The 16,672-nt window shown below is 70.3% G+C and carries 18 protein-coding genes; 3 read left to right on the forward strand and 15 right to left on the reverse strand.

Annotated features, from left to right (window positions below):
• From gspE to gspG, 10 genes are read right to left on the reverse strand one after another with little or no spacing between them, the layout of a single operon-like run.
• The gene (gene gspE / locus EV675_RS07490; protein ID WP_130356682.1) at positions 1 to 1,425 is read right to left on the reverse strand and encodes a type II secretion system ATPase GspE; all 1,425 of its coding nucleotides are present in this window, start codon (positions 1,423 to 1,425) and stop codon (positions 1 to 3) included.
• Positions 1,422 to 3,920: a type II secretion system secretin GspD gene (gene gspD / locus EV675_RS07495; protein WP_130356683.1), complete on the reverse strand. Its 2,499-nt coding sequence runs from the start codon at positions 3,918 to 3,920 to the stop codon at positions 1,422 to 1,424. The genes gspE and gspD overlap by 4 nt, the downstream gene beginning before the upstream one ends.
• A gap of 10 nt (positions 3,921 to 3,930) precedes the next feature.
• Positions 3,931 to 4,674: a type II secretion system protein N gene (gene gspN, locus EV675_RS07500; RefSeq protein ID WP_130356684.1), complete on the reverse strand. Its 744-nt coding sequence runs from the start codon at positions 4,672 to 4,674 to the stop codon at positions 3,931 to 3,933.
• Positions 4,674 to 5,255, reverse strand: coding sequence for a type II secretion system protein GspM (gene gspM / locus EV675_RS07505; protein WP_130356685.1), 582 nt, complete (start codon positions 5,253 to 5,255; stop codon positions 4,674 to 4,676). Before gspM ends, gspN begins: the two co-directional genes overlap by 1 nt.
• Entirely contained in the window at positions 5,252 to 6,649 is a 1,398-nt protein-coding gene (gspL, locus tag EV675_RS07510; protein ID WP_130356686.1) for a type II secretion system protein GspL, read from the reverse strand. Before gspL ends, gspM begins: the two co-directional genes overlap by 4 nt.
• Positions 6,646 to 7,674, reverse strand: a complete 1,029-nt coding sequence (gene gspK, locus EV675_RS07515; protein ID WP_130356687.1) for a type II secretion system minor pseudopilin GspK — start codon at positions 7,672 to 7,674, stop codon at positions 6,646 to 6,648. Before gspK ends, gspL begins: the two co-directional genes overlap by 4 nt.
• Positions 7,671 to 8,285: a PulJ/GspJ family protein gene (locus EV675_RS07520; RefSeq protein ID WP_130356688.1), complete on the reverse strand. Its 615-nt coding sequence runs from the start codon at positions 8,283 to 8,285 to the stop codon at positions 7,671 to 7,673. Before EV675_RS07520 ends, gspK begins: the two co-directional genes overlap by 4 nt.
• Positions 8,282 to 8,653, reverse strand: coding sequence for a type II secretion system minor pseudopilin GspI (gspI, locus tag EV675_RS07525; RefSeq protein WP_130356689.1), 372 nt, complete (start codon positions 8,651 to 8,653; stop codon positions 8,282 to 8,284). The genes EV675_RS07520 and gspI overlap by 4 nt, the downstream gene beginning before the upstream one ends.
• Positions 8,640 to 9,191 (reverse strand): prepilin-type N-terminal cleavage/methylation domain-containing protein, encoded by a 552-nt coding sequence (locus EV675_RS07530; protein WP_130356690.1) that lies wholly within the window; start codon positions 9,189 to 9,191, stop codon positions 8,640 to 8,642. Before EV675_RS07530 ends, gspI begins: the two co-directional genes overlap by 14 nt.
• Positions 9,163 to 9,606: a type II secretion system major pseudopilin GspG gene (gene gspG / locus EV675_RS07535; RefSeq protein ID WP_165404483.1), complete on the reverse strand. Its 444-nt coding sequence runs from the start codon at positions 9,604 to 9,606 to the stop codon at positions 9,163 to 9,165. The genes EV675_RS07530 and gspG overlap by 29 nt, the downstream gene beginning before the upstream one ends.
• A 147-nt stretch (positions 9,607 to 9,753) precedes the next feature.
• Between gspG and EV675_RS07540 the strand changes: the two genes are divergently transcribed.
• Complete coding sequence (locus EV675_RS07540; RefSeq protein WP_165404484.1) at positions 9,754 to 10,191, forward strand: hypothetical protein; 438 nt, start codon at positions 9,754 to 9,756, stop codon at positions 10,189 to 10,191.
• Positions 10,192 to 10,372: 181 nt separating this feature from the next.
• Here the strand turns inward: EV675_RS07540 and hppD are convergent, their stop codons facing one another.
• Positions 10,373 to 11,476, reverse strand: coding sequence for a 4-hydroxyphenylpyruvate dioxygenase (hppD, locus tag EV675_RS07545; RefSeq protein WP_130356691.1), 1,104 nt, complete (start codon positions 11,474 to 11,476; stop codon positions 10,373 to 10,375).
• Positions 11,477 to 11,628: 152 nt separating this feature from the next.
• On the opposite strand from hppD, the gene EV675_RS07550 reads away from it, so the two are divergent.
• A complete protein-coding gene (locus EV675_RS07550; RefSeq protein ID WP_130356692.1) occupies positions 11,629 to 12,120 on the forward strand; it encodes an Lrp/AsnC family transcriptional regulator in 492 nt (163 codons plus the stop codon).
• Positions 12,121 to 12,141: 21 nt separating this feature from the next.
• Positions 12,142 to 12,930 carry a GntR family transcriptional regulator gene (locus EV675_RS07555; protein ID WP_130356693.1) on the forward strand — a complete coding sequence of 263 codons (789 nt, stop codon included), beginning with the start codon at positions 12,142 to 12,144 and terminating at the stop codon, positions 12,928 to 12,930.
• 7 nt (positions 12,931 to 12,937) lie between these two features.
• Here EV675_RS07555 and EV675_RS07560 read toward each other — a convergent pair whose 3' ends face one another.
• Genes EV675_RS07560 through EV675_RS07575 form a run of 4 tightly spaced genes read right to left on the reverse strand, consistent with a single transcriptional unit; the run spans position 12,938 to position 16,669 of the window.
• Positions 12,938 to 13,912 (reverse strand): NAD(P)H-quinone oxidoreductase, encoded by a 975-nt coding sequence (locus tag EV675_RS07560; RefSeq protein ID WP_130356694.1) that lies wholly within the window; start codon positions 13,910 to 13,912, stop codon positions 12,938 to 12,940.
• Between the two features lie 23 nt (positions 13,913 to 13,935).
• Positions 13,936 to 15,135 (reverse strand): CaiB/BaiF CoA transferase family protein, encoded by a 1,200-nt coding sequence (locus EV675_RS07565; protein ID WP_130356695.1) that lies wholly within the window; start codon positions 15,133 to 15,135, stop codon positions 13,936 to 13,938.
• Positions 15,132 to 15,542 (reverse strand): Zn-ribbon domain-containing OB-fold protein, encoded by a 411-nt coding sequence (locus tag EV675_RS07570; protein ID WP_130356696.1) that lies wholly within the window; start codon positions 15,540 to 15,542, stop codon positions 15,132 to 15,134. The genes EV675_RS07565 and EV675_RS07570 overlap by 4 nt, the downstream gene beginning before the upstream one ends.
• Entirely contained in the window at positions 15,539 to 16,669 is a 1,131-nt protein-coding gene (locus EV675_RS07575) for a thiolase C-terminal domain-containing protein (protein ID WP_130356697.1), read from the reverse strand. The genes EV675_RS07570 and EV675_RS07575 overlap by 4 nt, the downstream gene beginning before the upstream one ends.
• Positions 16,670 to 16,672 lie beyond the last annotated feature (3 nt).

The raw sequence follows: 16,672 nt of genomic DNA on the forward strand, positions 1-16,672 counted from the left end.
CTACACATCCCGTGTCACCCGCACGACTTCCTCGGGGGAGGTCGTGCCGGAGTCGATCCAGCGGTCGCCGTCCTGCCGCATGGTGCGCATGCCCGCCGCCTGCGCGGCATTGCGCAGTTCCTGCTCGCCCGCGCCTTCATGGATCAGTTGCCGCTGCGCGTCGTCCACGGTGTAGAGCTCGTGGATGCCGGTGCGGCCGACGTAGCCGGTATGGCTGCACGTGGCGCAGCCCACCGGCCGGTACACGGTGCGGCCGTCCGGCTCGGTGTGCGCTTCCTTGCAGTCGGGACACAGGCGCCGGACGAGGCGCTGCGCCAGCACGCCCAGCAGCGAGGACGACAGCAGGAAGGGTTCCACCCCCATGTCGGTCAGGCGCGTCACCGCCGACACGGAGTCGTTGGTGTGCAGCGTGGCCAGCACCAGATGGCCGGTCAGCGAGGCCTGCACCGCGATCTGCGCGGTTTCCAGATCGCGGATTTCGCCGATCATGATCACGTCCGGATCCTGGCGCAGGATGGCGCGCAGCGCGAGCGCGAAGCTCATGCTGATCTTGGCGTTGACCTGGGTCTGGCTGATGCCGGGCAGGTCGTATTCGATCGGGTCTTCCACCGTCAGGATGTTGGTGGTGGAGGCATCGAGCCGGCCCAGCGCGGCGTATAGCGTGGTGGTCTTGCCGCTGCCGGTGGGGCCGGTGACCAGGACGATGCCGTGGGGCTGGTGGATGAGCCGGTCCAGCTGCTTGAGCAGCCCGGCGTCCATGCCCAGGCGCGACAGTTCGAGCCGGCCCGCCTCCTTGTCCAGCAGGCGCAGCACCGCGCGTTCGCCGTGGCCCGTGGGCAGCGTGGACACCCGCACGTCGATGGGGCGGCCGCCCACGCGCAGCGCGATGCGGCCGTCCTGCGGCAGGCGCTTCTCCGAGATGTCGAGGTTGGCCATGATCTTGATGCGCGAGATCAGCGCCGCGTGCAGCGCCTTGCGCGGGCTGACCACGTCGCGCAGCGTCCCGTCCACCCGGTAGCGCACCACCGAGTGGGTCTCGAAGGGCTCGATGTGGATGTCGCTTGCCCCGTCGCGCGCGGCCTGGGTGAACAGCGCGTTGATCATCCGGATGACGGGCGCGTCGTCCTGCGTCTCGAGCAGGTCTTCCACTTCGGGAATGTCCTGCATCAGGCGCGCCAGGTCGATCTCGTTCTCGGCCGCGCCCACCACCGCTGCGGCATCCCCGGTGTCGGCGTAGGCCGCGGTCAGGCGGGTCTCCAGTTCGGCGTCGGAGATCCGCGCGATGCGCACCGCGCCGTGGCGGCGCTGGACCTCGGCTATGGCCCAGGCCGGCGTGCGGGGGCTGACCGTCAGCAGGTTGCCGTCGGGCCGCATGCTGAGCAGTGCCCGCTGGGCGCGGGCCCACGAATAAGGCAGCGGGTTCATGGCCGCGTCACGATCTCGGCGGCGTAGCCCAGGTCACGCAGGGCCGCCAGGGTGGTGTCCACCGTGACGCGGTCGCGCGCCACGCGCATGCGCACGTCCCAGCGCTGCGCGTCGTCGTGGACCACGTAGGCGCTCATGCCGGAGTCCGCGATCCGGCGCGCGGCAAGCTGGGCTTCGCTTTCGGACGGCGCGCCGAACACCTGGAGAACGATGGTCGGGTCGGTCGATTGCAGCGCCGAGACGTCGCGCGGGATGGTCGTGGGCGGCACGTGGCCGGCGCCGGCGGGACCGCTCTGCACGGGGTCGCCCACGCCGGGCACGCGCGGCGGCAGCTGGGGCGCCTGCATGTCGGGCAGCAGCCAGTGCGAGCCGGGCTGCGCCTGGGCCTGCTGGGCGCGCATGTATTCGTAGCGGTCGATCATCAGGCTGCTTTGCGAACCGCCCTCGCGCACCACGTAAGGACGCAGGAACACCATGAGGTTGGTCTTGGTGCGCTTGCGGTTGTCGTAGCGGAACAGGTTGCCCAGTACGGGAATGTCGCCCAGCCCCGGCACTTTCTCGACGCTGCCGGTGACCTGGTCCTGGATCAGGCCGCCGATGACGATGATCTGGCCGTCGTCCACCAGCACGTTGGACTCGATGGCGCGCTTGTTGGTGATGATGCCCGCGCTGTTGGACTTGCTCTCGTCGACGCTGCTGACTTCCTGGTAGATGGTCATCTTGACCGTGCCGCCCTCGGACACCTGCGGCTTGACCTTCAGCGTCAGGCCCACGTCCTTGCGCTCGATGGTCTGGAACGGGCTGACGGTGGAGGTGCTGCCGGTCTGCGCGTACTGGCCGGTGATGAAGGGGACGTTCTGGCCGATGATGATGCTGGCCTGTTCGTTGTCCAGGGTCAGCAGGTTGGGCGTCGACAGGATGTTGCCGCCGGCCTGCGTTTCCAGGGCGCGGGCCAGGAAGCCCAGGTTGGTGACCTGGCCGATGCCCGGGATGTTGACCGAGCCCTTGGCGATGCCGATGCTCAGGCCCTTGCCGATGGAGCCGATGTTCTGCGCCGCCCCGATGATGTTCGAGCCCGTGCCGCCGAAGCTGGTGCCGCCGACCACGGCGGTGCCGTTGCCCGCGTTCAGGTTGCCCAGCCCGGTCAGCCACTGGATGCCGAATTCGGCGGCGGTCTCGGCCGAGACTTCGACGATCAGGCTTTCGACGAAGATCTGCGCGCGGCGCACGTCGAGCTGGTCGATGATCTCGCGCAGGCTGCGGTAGAGCGGCTCGGGCGCGGTGATGATCAGCGTGTTGGTGGTGGCGTCGGCCTGCACCGTCGCGCCGCCCCCGGTGAACACGGTCGAGCCGGCCTGCGTGGTGCCGCCGCCCAGCGCGCCGGAACCTCCCAGCCCCGTCGTGCCGCCCAGGGCGCCGGAGGTGCTGGACGTATTGGAGTTATTGCTCAGGGACGAGGTGCTGTTGCCCGACAGGCCGGTCGAGCCGCCCAGTCCGGTGCCCAGCCCGCCGCTCATCCCGCCGCCCAGGCTGCCGGTGCCGCCCATCGTGCCGGTGCCCGACTGCCCGGTCAGCACGCCGCGCAGCACCTCGGCCAGCTTGACCGCCTCGGCGTTGCGCAGGTAGACCACGTGCATGTTCGTGGCGCGGGCCGCGGGGTTGTCGAGCTTGGCGATCAGGTCGCGCGCAAGCTTGTTGCGCGCCGGGCTGCTGGCGCGCAGCAGGACGCTGTTGGTGCGCGGGTCGGCCACCGCGGTGATCCGCTGCGTGGCGTCGCCGCCGGTGCCCGGGTCGAGCAGCTTGGTGACCAGCGCGGCGACGTCGGTGGCGATGCCGTACTTGATCTCGATCAGGTCGGTGGCGATGGCCGAGGGCGTATCGACGCTGGCGATGACGTTGGCGATGCGCTTGAGGTTGTCGGCGTAGTCGGTGATGACCAGCGTGTTGTTGCCCGGGTAGGCGTTGATCGGGTTGTTCGGCGCGATCATGGGCCGCAGCACGGGCACCAGGTTGGTCGCGCTTTCGTAGTTCAGCTTGAACACCTGGGTGACGAGCTGGCCGCTGTTGGCGCCGGCGCCGCTGGTGACCGGGCTGCCCTGCAGCTTGGCGTCGGCCTCGGGGACCACCTTGCTGACGCCATCCACTTCGACCACCGCGAAGCCCTGCATGCGTAGCGCGCCCAGCAGCATGCGATAGGCCGTGTCGCGGTTGACCGGGTTCTCGGAGACAAGCGTGAGCTGGCCCTTCACGCGGGGGTCGACCAGGAAGGTCTTGCCGGTGAACTGCCCCAGCGCGCGCACCACCGCTTCGAGCTCGGTGTTGACGAAGTTGAGCACCACGCCGTCGGCCGCCGAGGCATTGGCGCCGGCGGCGGCCGCCGCCGCTGCGGCCGGCGGTACGGCCAGCGCCAGCAGGGCCGAGGAGACCGCCACGGCCAGCGTCCGGGCGAAGGGCGCCGGAGCGGGTCGGTTGCGGAAAGGGGCTAGGTTGAGCATGGGCATGATGTTAGCGGCCGATTTGCAGGATGGAGTCGTCGCCCGAGCGGCGGCCCAGCGCCGATAGCGTGCTTTGCAGCGCGGCGCGGGCCTCGGGCGAGGCATTGGGGGCGGGGCGGGCGACCCCTTTGAAACTGAAGCCGGTGCGCGCGGTCCAGCGTCCGGTTCCTTCCATGGTCAGGGGGCCGGACAGCGTGGACAGCGCGAGCGCGACGGCGCTGCCGGCTTCGCCGGTCAGGCGCGCGCGGTAGTGGCCGATGGGCCGCAGCAGCGACAGCGCGGTGCCGGCGTCGCTCCATTCCGCGTCCAGCAGCTCGCCGGGCGGAATGCCGCCGTTGAGCCGCAGGGACGGCCACTTGAGCCGCAGGTCGCCGGCGGGGCGCAGGGTGTTGAAGGGCGCGCCCAGTTGCGCCAGCGTCGAGGCGGGCAGCTTCAGGGTGCGGCCCGACAGCAGGAAGCCGTTGGTCTGCAGGCGCAGGCCCAGCGGGCCGTCCAGCCAGGGATGGCGGATCTCGACCAGCGGGCCGCCGTCCCATTTCGTCCGCCATTCGACGGGGGTGGGCAGGGTGCTGCGCGCCTCGGGGAAGCCGAGCGCGATCAGCGCGTTGCCGCGCCAGAGGGTGCCGGAGGCGTCGACCACCGCCACCGGCCACTGGGCCGGCAGGATCGCGATCAGCCACCGGGCCGGCAGTACCGCCAGGGCGGCGGCCAGGGCCACCAGCGCGCACAGGAGGATCTTGGACCAGGTACGCATCAGCGGCCCTGCCCGGTCGTGGCCGGCGTGAACACCAGGACGCCCGAGGCCTTGCCCGTCAGCAGGCGGCCGTTGTCGTCCGTGGGTCGTTCGAGATCGGCTTGCGCCAGTTGCAGGCGGGTGCGGCCGGGCACCGAGGCCAGCCATTGCATCAGGCCGGCGGCCTGCACCTGGTCGACGGTGACCTGCCAGGCCTCGCCGGTGGTGCCCGCCGGGGCGTCGGCGGGCTCGACCTCGGCGGCGATGCCGGCGCGCTCCAGGCTCTGCGCCAGGGCCTGGCGGGTTTCGTCGGCCGTCATCCGGCCGCTGGTCACGCGTTGCAGGCTGCGAGCTTCGGCAGTCAGCGCGTCGACGCGGGCCGCCTGCGTGCGCAGCAGCGGCAGTTGCGTTTCCAGGCGGCTGGCACGGGTCCAGGCGGGTTCGACGAACAGCAGGTACACCAGGGCGATGCCGGCCACCGCGCCGGCGATGCCCAGCAGGCGGCGCTCGCGCGGCGCGAGCCGGGCCCAGCGCCGCCCGGCGTCTTCGCCGAACCGGGTGAACGCCGGCGGCATGGAAAGCTTGAAAGCGGGGAGATTCATCGTCGCGGATTGTCCTGTTGAATACGCACGCCGCCGCCCTGGGACGCCGGGCGCGCGCCCCCGTCCTGGCCTGCGCTGGCGGCGGAGCGGATGGTCCAGACTCCGTCGTCGTGCGTGACGTGCAGGCCCAGGCCCTCGGCGCGCTGCATGATGGCCGGATCGATTTCCATCCGGCTGGCCGCCGGTGCCGGGGTGGGCGCGGGGGCCGCGGCCTGTTCCCGGCGCGGCGCGAAGCGCCGCAGGCCGCGCGTGGCCTGTTGCTGCGGCGCCGGTGCCGGCGCGGCGCCGGCCTTGGCGACCATGCCTATGCCGTCGTCCACCAGTTCCAGCTTCAGTTCGCCCTGGGCGTAGCGCAGCGCGACGACGTTGTTGGTGGCGGCCGGCAGCAATTGCGTGGTGGCCAGCGCCAGCGGCAGGAAATCGGACGAACCGAATTCGCCGCCCGCGGCCCGCAGCGCGTCGCGCCGCTGTTCGGCCTGGCGCAGCGGGTCCAGCACGACGGGAATGTCCGGGAACGCCGTCTTGACCTGGGTGGCCATGCGCTGGCGCAGCGCGACTTCCTCGCGGCCCAGTTGCCAGGCGTGGACGTTCAGGCCCAGCAGCCAGACGGCGGCCGCGCCCGCCGCCCAGGCGGCCGGCTGGCGCCATGGCGAACGGCCGGAGCGGTGGGGTTGCAGGTCGGCCAGCGCCAGCGACCAGCCCGGCAGCACACCCTGCCAGCGCGCCGCGGCGGGCAGCGCGCGCCGTTCGGTGCCCGTCAGCTCGGGCCAGCCCGCGGGCTGCGGGTCGATCCAGCCGACGGCGCCGGGCGCATCCTGTTCGAGCGTCGGCAGCAGCGCCGCCACCGCCGGATCGGCATCGGTGGTGGCGAAGGGGTCGATGGCCCAGACCTGGCCGGTCTGGGCGCCGGTGCGCACCACCACGTGGTCGTCGCGCACCAGCACGGTCCATCCGGTGTCGGTCAGCGGCAGCGCCAGCGGGGCCGGCACCAGGGCGTCGGCGGGCAGGCCGCTGTCGGCCAGCAGCCGCAGGGCGCGCGCCAGGGGCTCGCGGGCCGCCCACGCCACGGCGACGGAACCGTCGCCGGCGCGGGCGCCGTGGGCGACGGCCAGGTTTTCGATGTCGCCCAGCAGCATGGGTTCGACCGCCCCCGCGACGGCCGCCTGCAGCCGATGCGTGGGCAGCGGCGGCACGGTGACGGTGGTCAGCACGCTGTCGGACGGGTGCAGGATGCCTTCGACGCGGCTGGTCGGCACGGCCGCGGCCAGTTCGGCCAGCGGCAGTTCGCCCGTCCGCTGGACGGCATGCTGCCGGTCGAGCAGCGCGAACGCCACCCGCGAGTCGGCATGCAGCATGGATAGGGCGGGCAGCTCTAGCCGCAACGTTGTCTTCAATTGGTCTCCCTCTTCCAGACCACGGTGGGTGAATTGGCATTGGCCCGCGAGACGAGCGCCTGCATTGTGACGGCTGCGCGCTCCAGCGTCACGGTGCCGGAAACCATGAACCACTTGCTGGCGGTGACGATCTGCGAGTCGCTGATAGTAATGTCAGGATTGGCCAGGCGGTTGCCGAAATCGGCGCGGTCGTTGAACCAGGTGCCGGCGTTGCGCTGTTCGGTCAGCGCGCGGGCCTGCGCCAGCGACAGTCCCGGCACCACCGCCGACAGCACTTCGGCGGGGGCGGTGTTGGCGTTGACCGCGGTGGTTTCGGGCAGCACCGTGACGTAGGGGCGCAGGGCCTCGATCGTCTTCTCGTCCACGTCGGTGATGCCTTCCAGGTCGTCCACCGTCCGTATCATCGGAGCCGAGGGGCCGCGGCCTTGCGTGGCCGAGCCGTTCTGGCCGCCTCCCGCGCCGGTCCCGGTGTCGGTGCCGGTTCCTGTGCCGGTGTTCGTTCCGGTCCCCGTGCCGGTTTCCCCGGAGCTGCCGGGCACGGCCTGGGCGCTGGCGATCCGTACGGCGATCCGCGGCGCCAGGCTGCCGGGCAGTCCCAGCATCGAGCACAGCCGGTCCAGCGCCGCGATCTCGAGGGGCTGCGGCACGCCGGCCTTGGCCAGGTTGCGCAGGTTGTATTTGCCCTGTTCGTCCTCGATGCGGCCCGAGAACAAGGCCACCCGGTCGTCCCCGGGCCGGGTGATGCGGGTATCGGCCACGGGCGTGGCCCACAGCTCGCCCAGGCGCGTCGTGTTGTTGCGGCGGGCGTCCTCGCGCAGGACCAGCCGCGCCCAGTCCAGGCCGCCCAGCAGCAGCCAGCGGGCCTGGATGCGGGCCTGTTCGTTCTCGACGGCCCGCACCGACGCCGCCTGGCGCTGGAACAGGCCGGTCACGAGCACGGCCACGGCGGCCACGATCAGCAGCGCGCTGATCACCGCCATGCCGCGCTGCCGGCGCGCGGCGCGGGGATGCGGGCGCCGCGTCATTCGAGCACCACCACGCGGCGATAGCGTTCCACCCGTTCGCCGCTGCGGCGTTCGGCCGACAGCTCCAGGCCGGTGAAGGGAGTGCCGGTGGCGGGGAACGGGGTGCTGATCCAGCCCTGGCCGGGCACCCAGGCGCGTATGGCGAAGCGCGTCACGCCCCCCAGGATCGCCGCGCCGCCGCCCGCGGCGGGCAGGGGGTAGAGGCGGGCGGCGGCGCCCGCCGCGCGGCGCAGCACCGTGCCGTCCAGGAACCAGACGACGCGCTGCCAGCCGGCCGGATCGGCGGCGTCGGCGCGGATGATCTCCAGCGTGGCGGAGGCGTCGGGCGTTTCCTTGATCGTGATGCGCAGGCTTTGCGGCAGGCGAGCGCCGGTGGCCGTGGCGGTGCCGGTGTCCAGCAGCGCGTCCGGGGCGCGCATGGCCAGGTCGCGTTCCATCTGACCCAGCATGCGCGTGACGTTCTCGACCTCGTCGGCATCGCCCGCCAGCCGGCGCTGCAGGGCGCTGACGTTTTCCAGCCCGCGCCACGAGATGATGGCCACCACCGCCATCAGGGAGATGGCGACCAGCACCTCGATCAGCGTGAAGCCGGCCTGCGCGCGTCGGGTCATGGCAGCGCGCTCAGGAAGCCGTTGACCTGCGCCAGCACGCGGTCGGGATCGCCCTCGGGATGGACGCGGATCATCACCTGGCGGATGTTGGTGTTGTCGGAGTTGGTGAAGACCTGTTCGCACTGCATGGCCTGGCCGCCCTGGGGGCAGGCGACCAGTTGGCGGCCGGGGCTCGGCATGAGACGGGCCAGGCGCAGTTCGGCCAGCTGGTTCTCGGCCTCGACCAGCGCCAGCGACTTGGCGCGCAGCGCGGCATTGTTCTGCGCGATCAGGCCGACCGCCCGCACCGAGGCGGCCAGCGCCACGCCCACGATGGCAAGGGCGACCAGCACTTCGACCAGGGTGAAGCCGGCGTCATTGGACCGCATAGCGTCCCGCCTCGTCGCGCAGGATGGTCACGATCGCATCGGCGTTGCGCAGCCGGACGATGAGCGGACCCGGAATCCATTCCGACGTGAACACGGGCGGGCCGGGCGGCTCCACCTGCACGCTGACCGGACCGTCGGCCCAGCGCCGCGGGCGCAGCAGTTCGTCGCGGCCGAAGGTGTCCAGCGTGGTGGTGGAGGTACCGGCGGCCATGACCGCGCCCGGCGTCAGCGCGCGCGCCCGCCGGACGAAGCGATAGCCTTGTTCGTCCGCCTGCCAGGTGATGCGGCGGCCGTCGGCCCGGACCTCGCCCTGGGCCACCGAGAACAGCTGGGCCAGCCGTTCGGCGTCGTCCCGGAGCAGCTTGCGGCGGTCGGGGAAGGCCCGGATGGTGACGGCCGCGGCGGCGATGCCGACGATCACGACCACCACCATCAGTTCGATCAGCGTGAACCCCCGGGCACGCCGGGGGCCTGCGCCGACGCCGCGGGCAGCGGGGCGGAGCCGGGGATCAGAGGTCCCAGGAACCGACGTCGGCATTGGCGCTTTCGCCGCCGGGCTGGCCGTCGGCACCCAGCGAGAACACGTCGACGTCGGCGCCGTGTACGCCCGGGTTCAGGTACTGGTACGGATTGCCCCAGGGATCGGCGGGGAGGCGGTCCAGGTACTGCTTCCAGTTGGCAGGCACCTGGCCGGTCGCGGGCCGTTCGACCAGGGCGCGCAGGCCTTGTTCGGTCGTCGGGTAGCGGCCATTGTCCAGGCGGTACAGTTTCAGCGCCTGCATGATGCCGGAGATGTCCTGCCGGGCGGCAACGGCCCGGGCCTGGTCGGGCCGGTCGAGCACCCGCGGCACGACCAGCGCCGCCAGGATGCCCAGGATGACCACGACGACCATGATCTCGATCAGGGTAAAGCCGGCCTGGCGCCGGGCGCGGATAGAGCGTGACCGTGTCACAGCGTAAACTCCGTGTCGTAATTTTCGCGGCACCTATTATCGCTGCTTTAGATGACAATTCATGATGCGGGTATCCCTGTCACATTCCTCCCGCAAAATGGACCGTTTTGACCGGCCGCGCCAAGGCGGCCCCTGCCGGAGTCAGTGATGCGGGTAATCCCCAGCCTCCCCCGATCGAGCACCTTCGTCGCGCTGCTGGCGCTCGCGGCGGGCATAGGCGTATGGGGAGCCATCCTGCTCGCGCCTTCTCCCCCGCCGGCCCCGCCCACAGCGGTCGGCGACGGCGCCCTGCAGACCGACACCGGCCCGGTGGCCGGCTGGTTCGGCACGGGCGCGGGGGCGAAGATCCAGGTGGTCGTGGCCGGCCTCATCGCCGCCGGACCCAGCGGCTCGGCGGTCCTGGCCATAGACGGCCGCCCCGCCCGCGCCTATGCGGTCGGCACCCAGCTGGCCGAAGGCGTCACGCTGGCCGAGGTCCTGGGCGGCGGCGTGGTGCTGGACCAGGGCGGCGAACGCGTCGAAGTCCAGGCCACCAAGCTCCCCCCCGTGGACGGCATCCGGACGGTAGGCTCCGCCCGGCCGTGAGACGGCCGGAGGGCAAAACGCAAGTTTCCGCCCCGCCTCTCGGCATGCCGCACAGTTGGCAGCCAGCGAGCAACGATGCTACGCCCCAAGACAGCGGCACTAGACCCAGGATGCGGTGGATCCGGCTCCGCCGGTCCACCCGCATCGCCCCCTGGGGGGCGCGCGTCAGCGCGTAGGGGGGTTACAACACCCCTCGCCGCATCTGATCCAGCTCGATCGATTCGAACAAGGCCTTGAAATTGCCCTCGCCGAAGCCTTCGTCGCCCTTGCGCTGGATGATCTCGAAGAAGATCGGGCCGATTACCGTCTGCGTGAAGATCTGCAGCAGCAGGCCGCCGCCGGGGGCGCCGTCCAGCAGGATGCGGTTCTTCGTCAGCCGCGCGACGTCCTCGCCGTGGCCCGGCAGGCGCTTGTCCAGCAGCTCATAGTACGTGTCCGGAGTGTCCAGGAAGACCACGCCCGAGGTCCGCAGCGCCTCGACGGTGGCGTAGATGTCGTCCGTGCCCAGCGCGATGTGCTGGATGCCTTCGCCGTGATAGAGGTCCAGGTATTCCTGGATCTGGCCCTTCTCGTCGTTGCCTTCCTCGTTGATGGGAATGCGGATGCGCCCGCAGGGCGAGGTCATGGCCTTGGACTTGACCCCGGTGACCTTGCCTTCGATGTCGAAGTAGCGGATCTCGCGGAAGTTGAACAGCCGCTCGTAGAAGTCGGCCCATTCGCCCATGCGGCCCCGATGCACGTTGTGCGTCAGGTGGTCGATCAGGGTCAGGCCGGCGCCCCGGTGGCTGGCGTCCTGGCTGGCCCGGGCCGGCTCCAGCGGCTCGAAGTCCACGTCGTAGATGTCGATGTCGCCGATCCCGCCGTTGCGGCCGTTCTTGCCGCGCCACCGGTCGACGAAATAGATCAGCGAATCGCCGATGCCCTTGATGGCCGGGATGTTCAGTTCCATGGGGCCGCTGTGCCCGTCGAAGCCCCAGGCGCCCAGCTCCAGCGCGCGCTTGTAGGCCGCCGCCGCGTCGTTCACCCGGAAGGCGATCGCACAGATCGAGGGGCCGTGCTGGCGCGCGAAACGCTGCGCGAACGAGTCGGGCTCGGCATTGACGACGAAGTTGATGCCGCCCTGGCGGTAGAGCAGCACGTTCTTGTGGCGGTGGCGCGCGATGGCCTTGAAGCCCAGGCCTTCGAACACCTTGCCCAGGGCTGCGGGATCGGGGGCGGCGTATTCGACGAATTCGAATCCGGCGGTGCCCATGGGGTTGTCCCAGGGCTGGAAGGGGGTGGTCATGGCTGTCTCCGCTGTGGCGCCGCGCGCCTCTGATCGAAAGGAATCCCAGACGGAATTGTAGGAAGGATCGCCGGGCGAATAATTCCAAAATTGCTCATGTAGCCGATGATTTTGAAATAAAATTGCTCAAAGTGATTTGTTATTGGTCAATCATGCCTGAAGTCGAATTGGACCGCACGGATAGACGGATTCTGGAGGAATTGCAGCGCGACGGTCGGCTGACCAATCAGGAACTGGCCGAGCGCGTGGCGCTGTCGCCCAGCCCCTGCCTGCGGCGGGTGCGGCGCCTGGAGGCCACCGGCGTGATCCGCCAGTACGTCGCCATCGTCGATGCCGAGAAAGTGGGGCTGGGCCTCCTGGCTTACGTCAGCGTGCGGCTCCAGAAGCACATGGACGGCGGCCACGCGCCCATCGAGCAATTCGCCCGCGACGTCCTGGGCTGGCCCGAGGTCGTGGCCTGCTATGCGATGACGGGCGACATGGATTACCTGCTGCGCGTGCAGGTCGTCGACCTGGCGCATTTCTCGCGTTTTTCCATGGATACCCTGATGAAACATCCAGCGGTCGTGGATATGCGCTCCAGCTTCGCGCTCAAGAAGATCAAGGACGTGCCGCAAGCCATCGGTCCGGCGAATCCGCGCTGAAAAGTACGATAGGATGAAAGCATGAGTACCGAGGGCAACCAGTTCAAGCTCGACCCCAAGAGCCGGATTTCGCTATATGTGCAGTTGGCGGATGCGCTGCGCAACAAGATCACGGCCGGCGAATGGCCGGTCGGCTACCAGCTTCCCCGCTACGAGGTGCTGGCCGAGCAGTACCAGGTCGCGCGCATCACCGTCCGCCAGGCGGTGAATGTGCTGGTCCAGGAAAACGTGCTGGTCTCGAACCGTGGCCGCGGCACGTTCGTGTGCGAGGTTCCGGGCGCCGCGCCGGGCCATCTGCGCACGCCCATCGCGGGCCTGTCGCCGCGCGCCGGCGGTTTTTCCATCGTCGTGCACGAGGTGGTGCACGACGCCGTCCTGCCGCCGGAACTGGTCGCCAGCGGCAACTTCTACGATTCCTATGTGGAAGTGATCAAGACGCACGTGCGGGAAGGCAAGCCCATCGGTGTCTACAACATGTTCGTGGCCCGCCACCTGTACGAACGCTTCCCCGACGGGGCCGCGGCCTCCGAGCTGCTGCTGCAGCTTGCCCTGCAGCATGCCGAGGAAGAGATCGATCATTCCTACCAGACCATCAGCATCGAGACGGCCGACATGGTGCTGGCCAGGAAGCTCGACTGTCCCTATGGCGCTCCGGTGGCCAAGCTGGTCCGCAAGCTGATGACCACGGATTCGCGGGTGCTGACGGCCGGCATTTCCTATTACCCGGGCGATGTGTTCCTGATGGACATCGTCATTCCCAAGGACGTGCTGGTCGCCCACCGGCCGGCCGCGGTGCTGGCGCCCGGCTAGCGGCGGTTCAGGCGGCGCCCACCTGCAGCAGCAGCTTGCCGCTGTGGTCGCCCTGTTCCATGTCGCGGTGGGCCTGGCTGGCCTGGGCCAGCGGATAGGTCTGGTGCACCCGGGTCTGGATGCGGCTACCCACCAGCGGCCAGACGACCTTCTTCAGCGCCTGCGCCACCAGCGCCTTTTTGGCGGCCGGAAGGGGACGCATCATGGCGCCGGTCACGCGAGCCTCCTTCTGCATGACCGCGCGCAGCGACAAGGACACCGGCGCGGCGCCCGAGGACAGGTGCAGGATGCGGCCGCCATAGGCCAGGGCGGCCAGGTTCTGCTCCATGTGCCGCCCGCCCGACATGTCGAGGATCACGTCCACCGGGGTGCCGGCTTCCTGCAACAGCTGGGCGAAGGGCTCGGTCTTGTAGTTGAAGGCCCGGCGCGCCCCCAGGCTCAGCGCCAGGGCGCACTTTTCGGCGCTGCCGCTGGTGGCGTAGACCGGATGGCCCAGTGCCGACAGCAATTGGACGGCGAACACGCCGACGCCGCTGGTCGCGCCGTGGATGAGCACCGATTCGCCCACCTGCAGCGCCGCCAGGGAAAAGAAGTTGTACCAGGTGGTGAAGGCCGCTTCGGGCAGGCAGGCGGCCTGCTGCAGCGTCAGTCCGGCGGGAACCGGCAGCACCTGCTGCCAGTGGGTGGCGACGTACTCGGCATAGCCGCCGCCGTTGACCAGCGCGCATACCTGCATGCCGACCTCGAGCCCGCGCGCCAGCGGTCCCACGGCGTGCACCGTGCCGGATACCTCCAGGCCGGGAATGTCGGATTCATGCTCGTTGGGGCCGCGCGAGCGCTGGCCGCAGTCGTGGCGGTTGACGCCGGCCCATGCAACCTTGACCACCACTTCGTCGGCGGCCGGCTGGGGGATGTCGCACCGGGCGGGAACCAGGACCTCGGGGCCGCCGGCCCGCGAAATGATGATCGCGTCTTGTTGCATGATGGGATTCTCGTATGGGGGTATCAGGGGGACAGCTCGGCTTGCAGTCTATCAAGTTCGTCGTCCCCGCATTGCAGCAGGTCCGCCAGGATCTCGCGCGCCTGGGCGCCCAGGCCGGGACTGGGTTGGTAGGGGGGCGGCTCCTGGTCGAGGAACCGCAGCGGCGTTTCGGGAACGAGGATGCGGCCGTAGGCGGGATGGTCGATGTGGCGCAGGGCGCCGCGCGCATGCAGGTGCGGGTCGTCGACCACGTCCAGCAGTTCCTGTACCGGCGCGCAGGGTACGGTCTGCGCGCGCAGCCGGGACAGCAGCGCGGCATTGTCCAGGCGCCGGGTAACGGCGCCCAGCGCCTCGTCCAGCTCGTCCATGTGGCGCGCGCGCGCCTCGCGCGTGGCGTAGCGCGGGTCGGCGGCCAGTTCGTCCAGCCCCAGCGCGGCCACCAGCGCGCGCCAGTGCTTCTCGTTGGTGGTGATGATGGCGACGTGGCCGTCGGCCGAGGGATAGACGTTGTAGGGCGCCAGCCCCATGCCGCCGTGCCGGTTGCCGGTGCGCTGCGGCCTGCGGTTGCCGCGGCGCAGGCCGCCCAGGTTGGACGCCAGCGACGGATAGACCGCCTCCATCATCGACACCTCCACGCGCCCGCCCGCGCCGGTGCGCTCGCGCCGCAGCAAGGCCGTGACGATGGCGCCGTACAGGTGGATGCCGGCCATGAAGTCGCAGACGGCCGGGCCGGCCTTGACCGGGTCGCCGTCCGGCTGGCCGGTGCTGCTCAGGACGCCCGACATCGCCTGCACCGCGAGGTCCATCGCGGGATAGTCGCGGTAGGGGCCGCTGCTGCCGTAGCCGGAACTCGAGGCGTAGATGAGCCGGGGGTTGGCCGCCATCAGCGAATCGGCGCCCAGGCCCAGCCGCTCCATGGCGCTGGGCGTGAAGTTCTCGACCAGCACGTCGGCGCGGGCGGCCAGGCGCCGCAGTACCGCGCGGCCCGTCTCGGTCTTCAGGTCCAGGCACAGCGAACGCTTGTTGGCGTTGAACATGGCGAACGGCACCGTCACCACGTCGTCGGGCAGCGTTTCGCGTTTGCGCAGGTGTTCGCCGCCGGGCGGCTCGATCTTGACGATGTCCGCGCCGGCCCGCGCCATCAGGAAGGTGGCGTAGGGGCCGTTGTAGATCTGGGTCAGGTCCAGCACCGTGATGCCGGCCAGGGGCTGCGGAGTACTCATGAGAGCTTCTCCCGCCCCGCGGGCTCGAAGCGCGCCACCGAGTAGTCGTCCTGGGCCTCGATCCGCAGGCGCAGCGGCATGTCGGCGCGCAGGGCCGATTCGTCGCAGAGGATGTTGGAGATCATGCGCGGTCCTTCGTCCAGTTCCACGATCGCCACGTTGTAGGGCACGCGCGATTCGAAGGCCGGATGGTGGGCGCTGCGATACAGCACCCAACTGACGAGGCGGGCGCCGCCGGCCGCGGGCACGAAGCGGACGTCGCCGCTCAGGCAGTGCGGGCAATGATCGCGCGCCGGCAGCCAGCGGTGGCCTTGTCCGCATTGCTGGAACAGCAGCGTGCCGGCCTTCAGGCCATCCCAGAACGGGCGGCTGGTCTCGGTGATGTCGGGCTGGGGAAATTCGGTCATGGCTGGCTGCCTAGAATGAGCGTGCTGTGGGTATGCATGGTGCCGCCCTGGTTGCTGACGAGACAGGTATCGGCGCCGGGCACCTGCAGCGCGGCCTGCCCGCGGATCTGCCGCACGGCCTCGATGACCAGCTGCATGCCCGGCATGCCGGTCTCGGACAGCAGGCCGCCACTGGTGTTCAGGGGCAGGTCGCCGCCGATCTCGATGCGGCCGTCGGCCACGAACCGGCCCCCCTCGCCCTTCTTGCAGAAACCGTAGTCCTCGAGCGTCATCAGCGCCGTGATGGTGAAGCAGTCGTACAACTGCGCGACGTCGATATCCTTGGGCGCGAGCCCGGCCATGGCGAAGGCGGTGCGGCCGGAGACGGCCGCCTCGGTCGAGGTGAGCGTGGGCCGCTGCGCCACTTCCCACGAGGTCTGGCCCTGGCCGAAGCCCAGGATGGGGACGGCGTTCGGCACGCCCAGCGCGCGGGCGCGCGCCGCGCTCATCACGACCACCGCCGCGCCGCCGTCGGACACCAGGCAGCAATCGTCGCGGCGCAGCGGATCGATCTGCATGGGCGAGGCCATGTAGTCGTCCAGGGAAATGGCGGCGCGCAATTGCGCGCCGGGATTGGCCGCGCCGTGGCGCCGGCAGGCCTTGGCGATGGCGCCGAGGTCTTCGGGGCGGGTGCCGTGCTCGATCATGTGCCGGCGCTGGATCATGGCGTAGCCAGCGGCGGTGGAGAACCATCCGTAGACGGCATCGTCGCCGCGCGGCCGGGCGTAGACGGCGCGATTGCCGGTGCGGGGGTTGTCCGCGTAGCAGACCAGGGCGGCCTCGCACTGGCCGGCCTCGATCGCCATGACGGCCTGGGAGATCAGCGCGATGTTGGCCGCGCCGCCCTGGTCCCAGGCGCCGCCCAGGCGCGGGCGCAGGCCCATGGCCTCGGCCAGCTTCTGGCCGTACATGAATTCGCGCGCCGAGGTCGGCACCTTGACGAACAGGGCGTCGATGATGTCCTTGCCGATGTTGGCATCGGCCAGCGCGTTGCGGCAGGCTTCGACGTTCAGGCTGACGGTCGAGCGGCCGGGCAGTTTGCCGTAGCGGGTATGCCCGATACCGGCAATGACGTACTTTCCTCTCATGGG

The organism is Pigmentiphaga kullae (genome assembly GCF_004216695.1).
GTDB lineage: Bacteria > Pseudomonadota > Gammaproteobacteria > Burkholderiales > Burkholderiaceae_B > Pigmentiphaga > Pigmentiphaga kullae.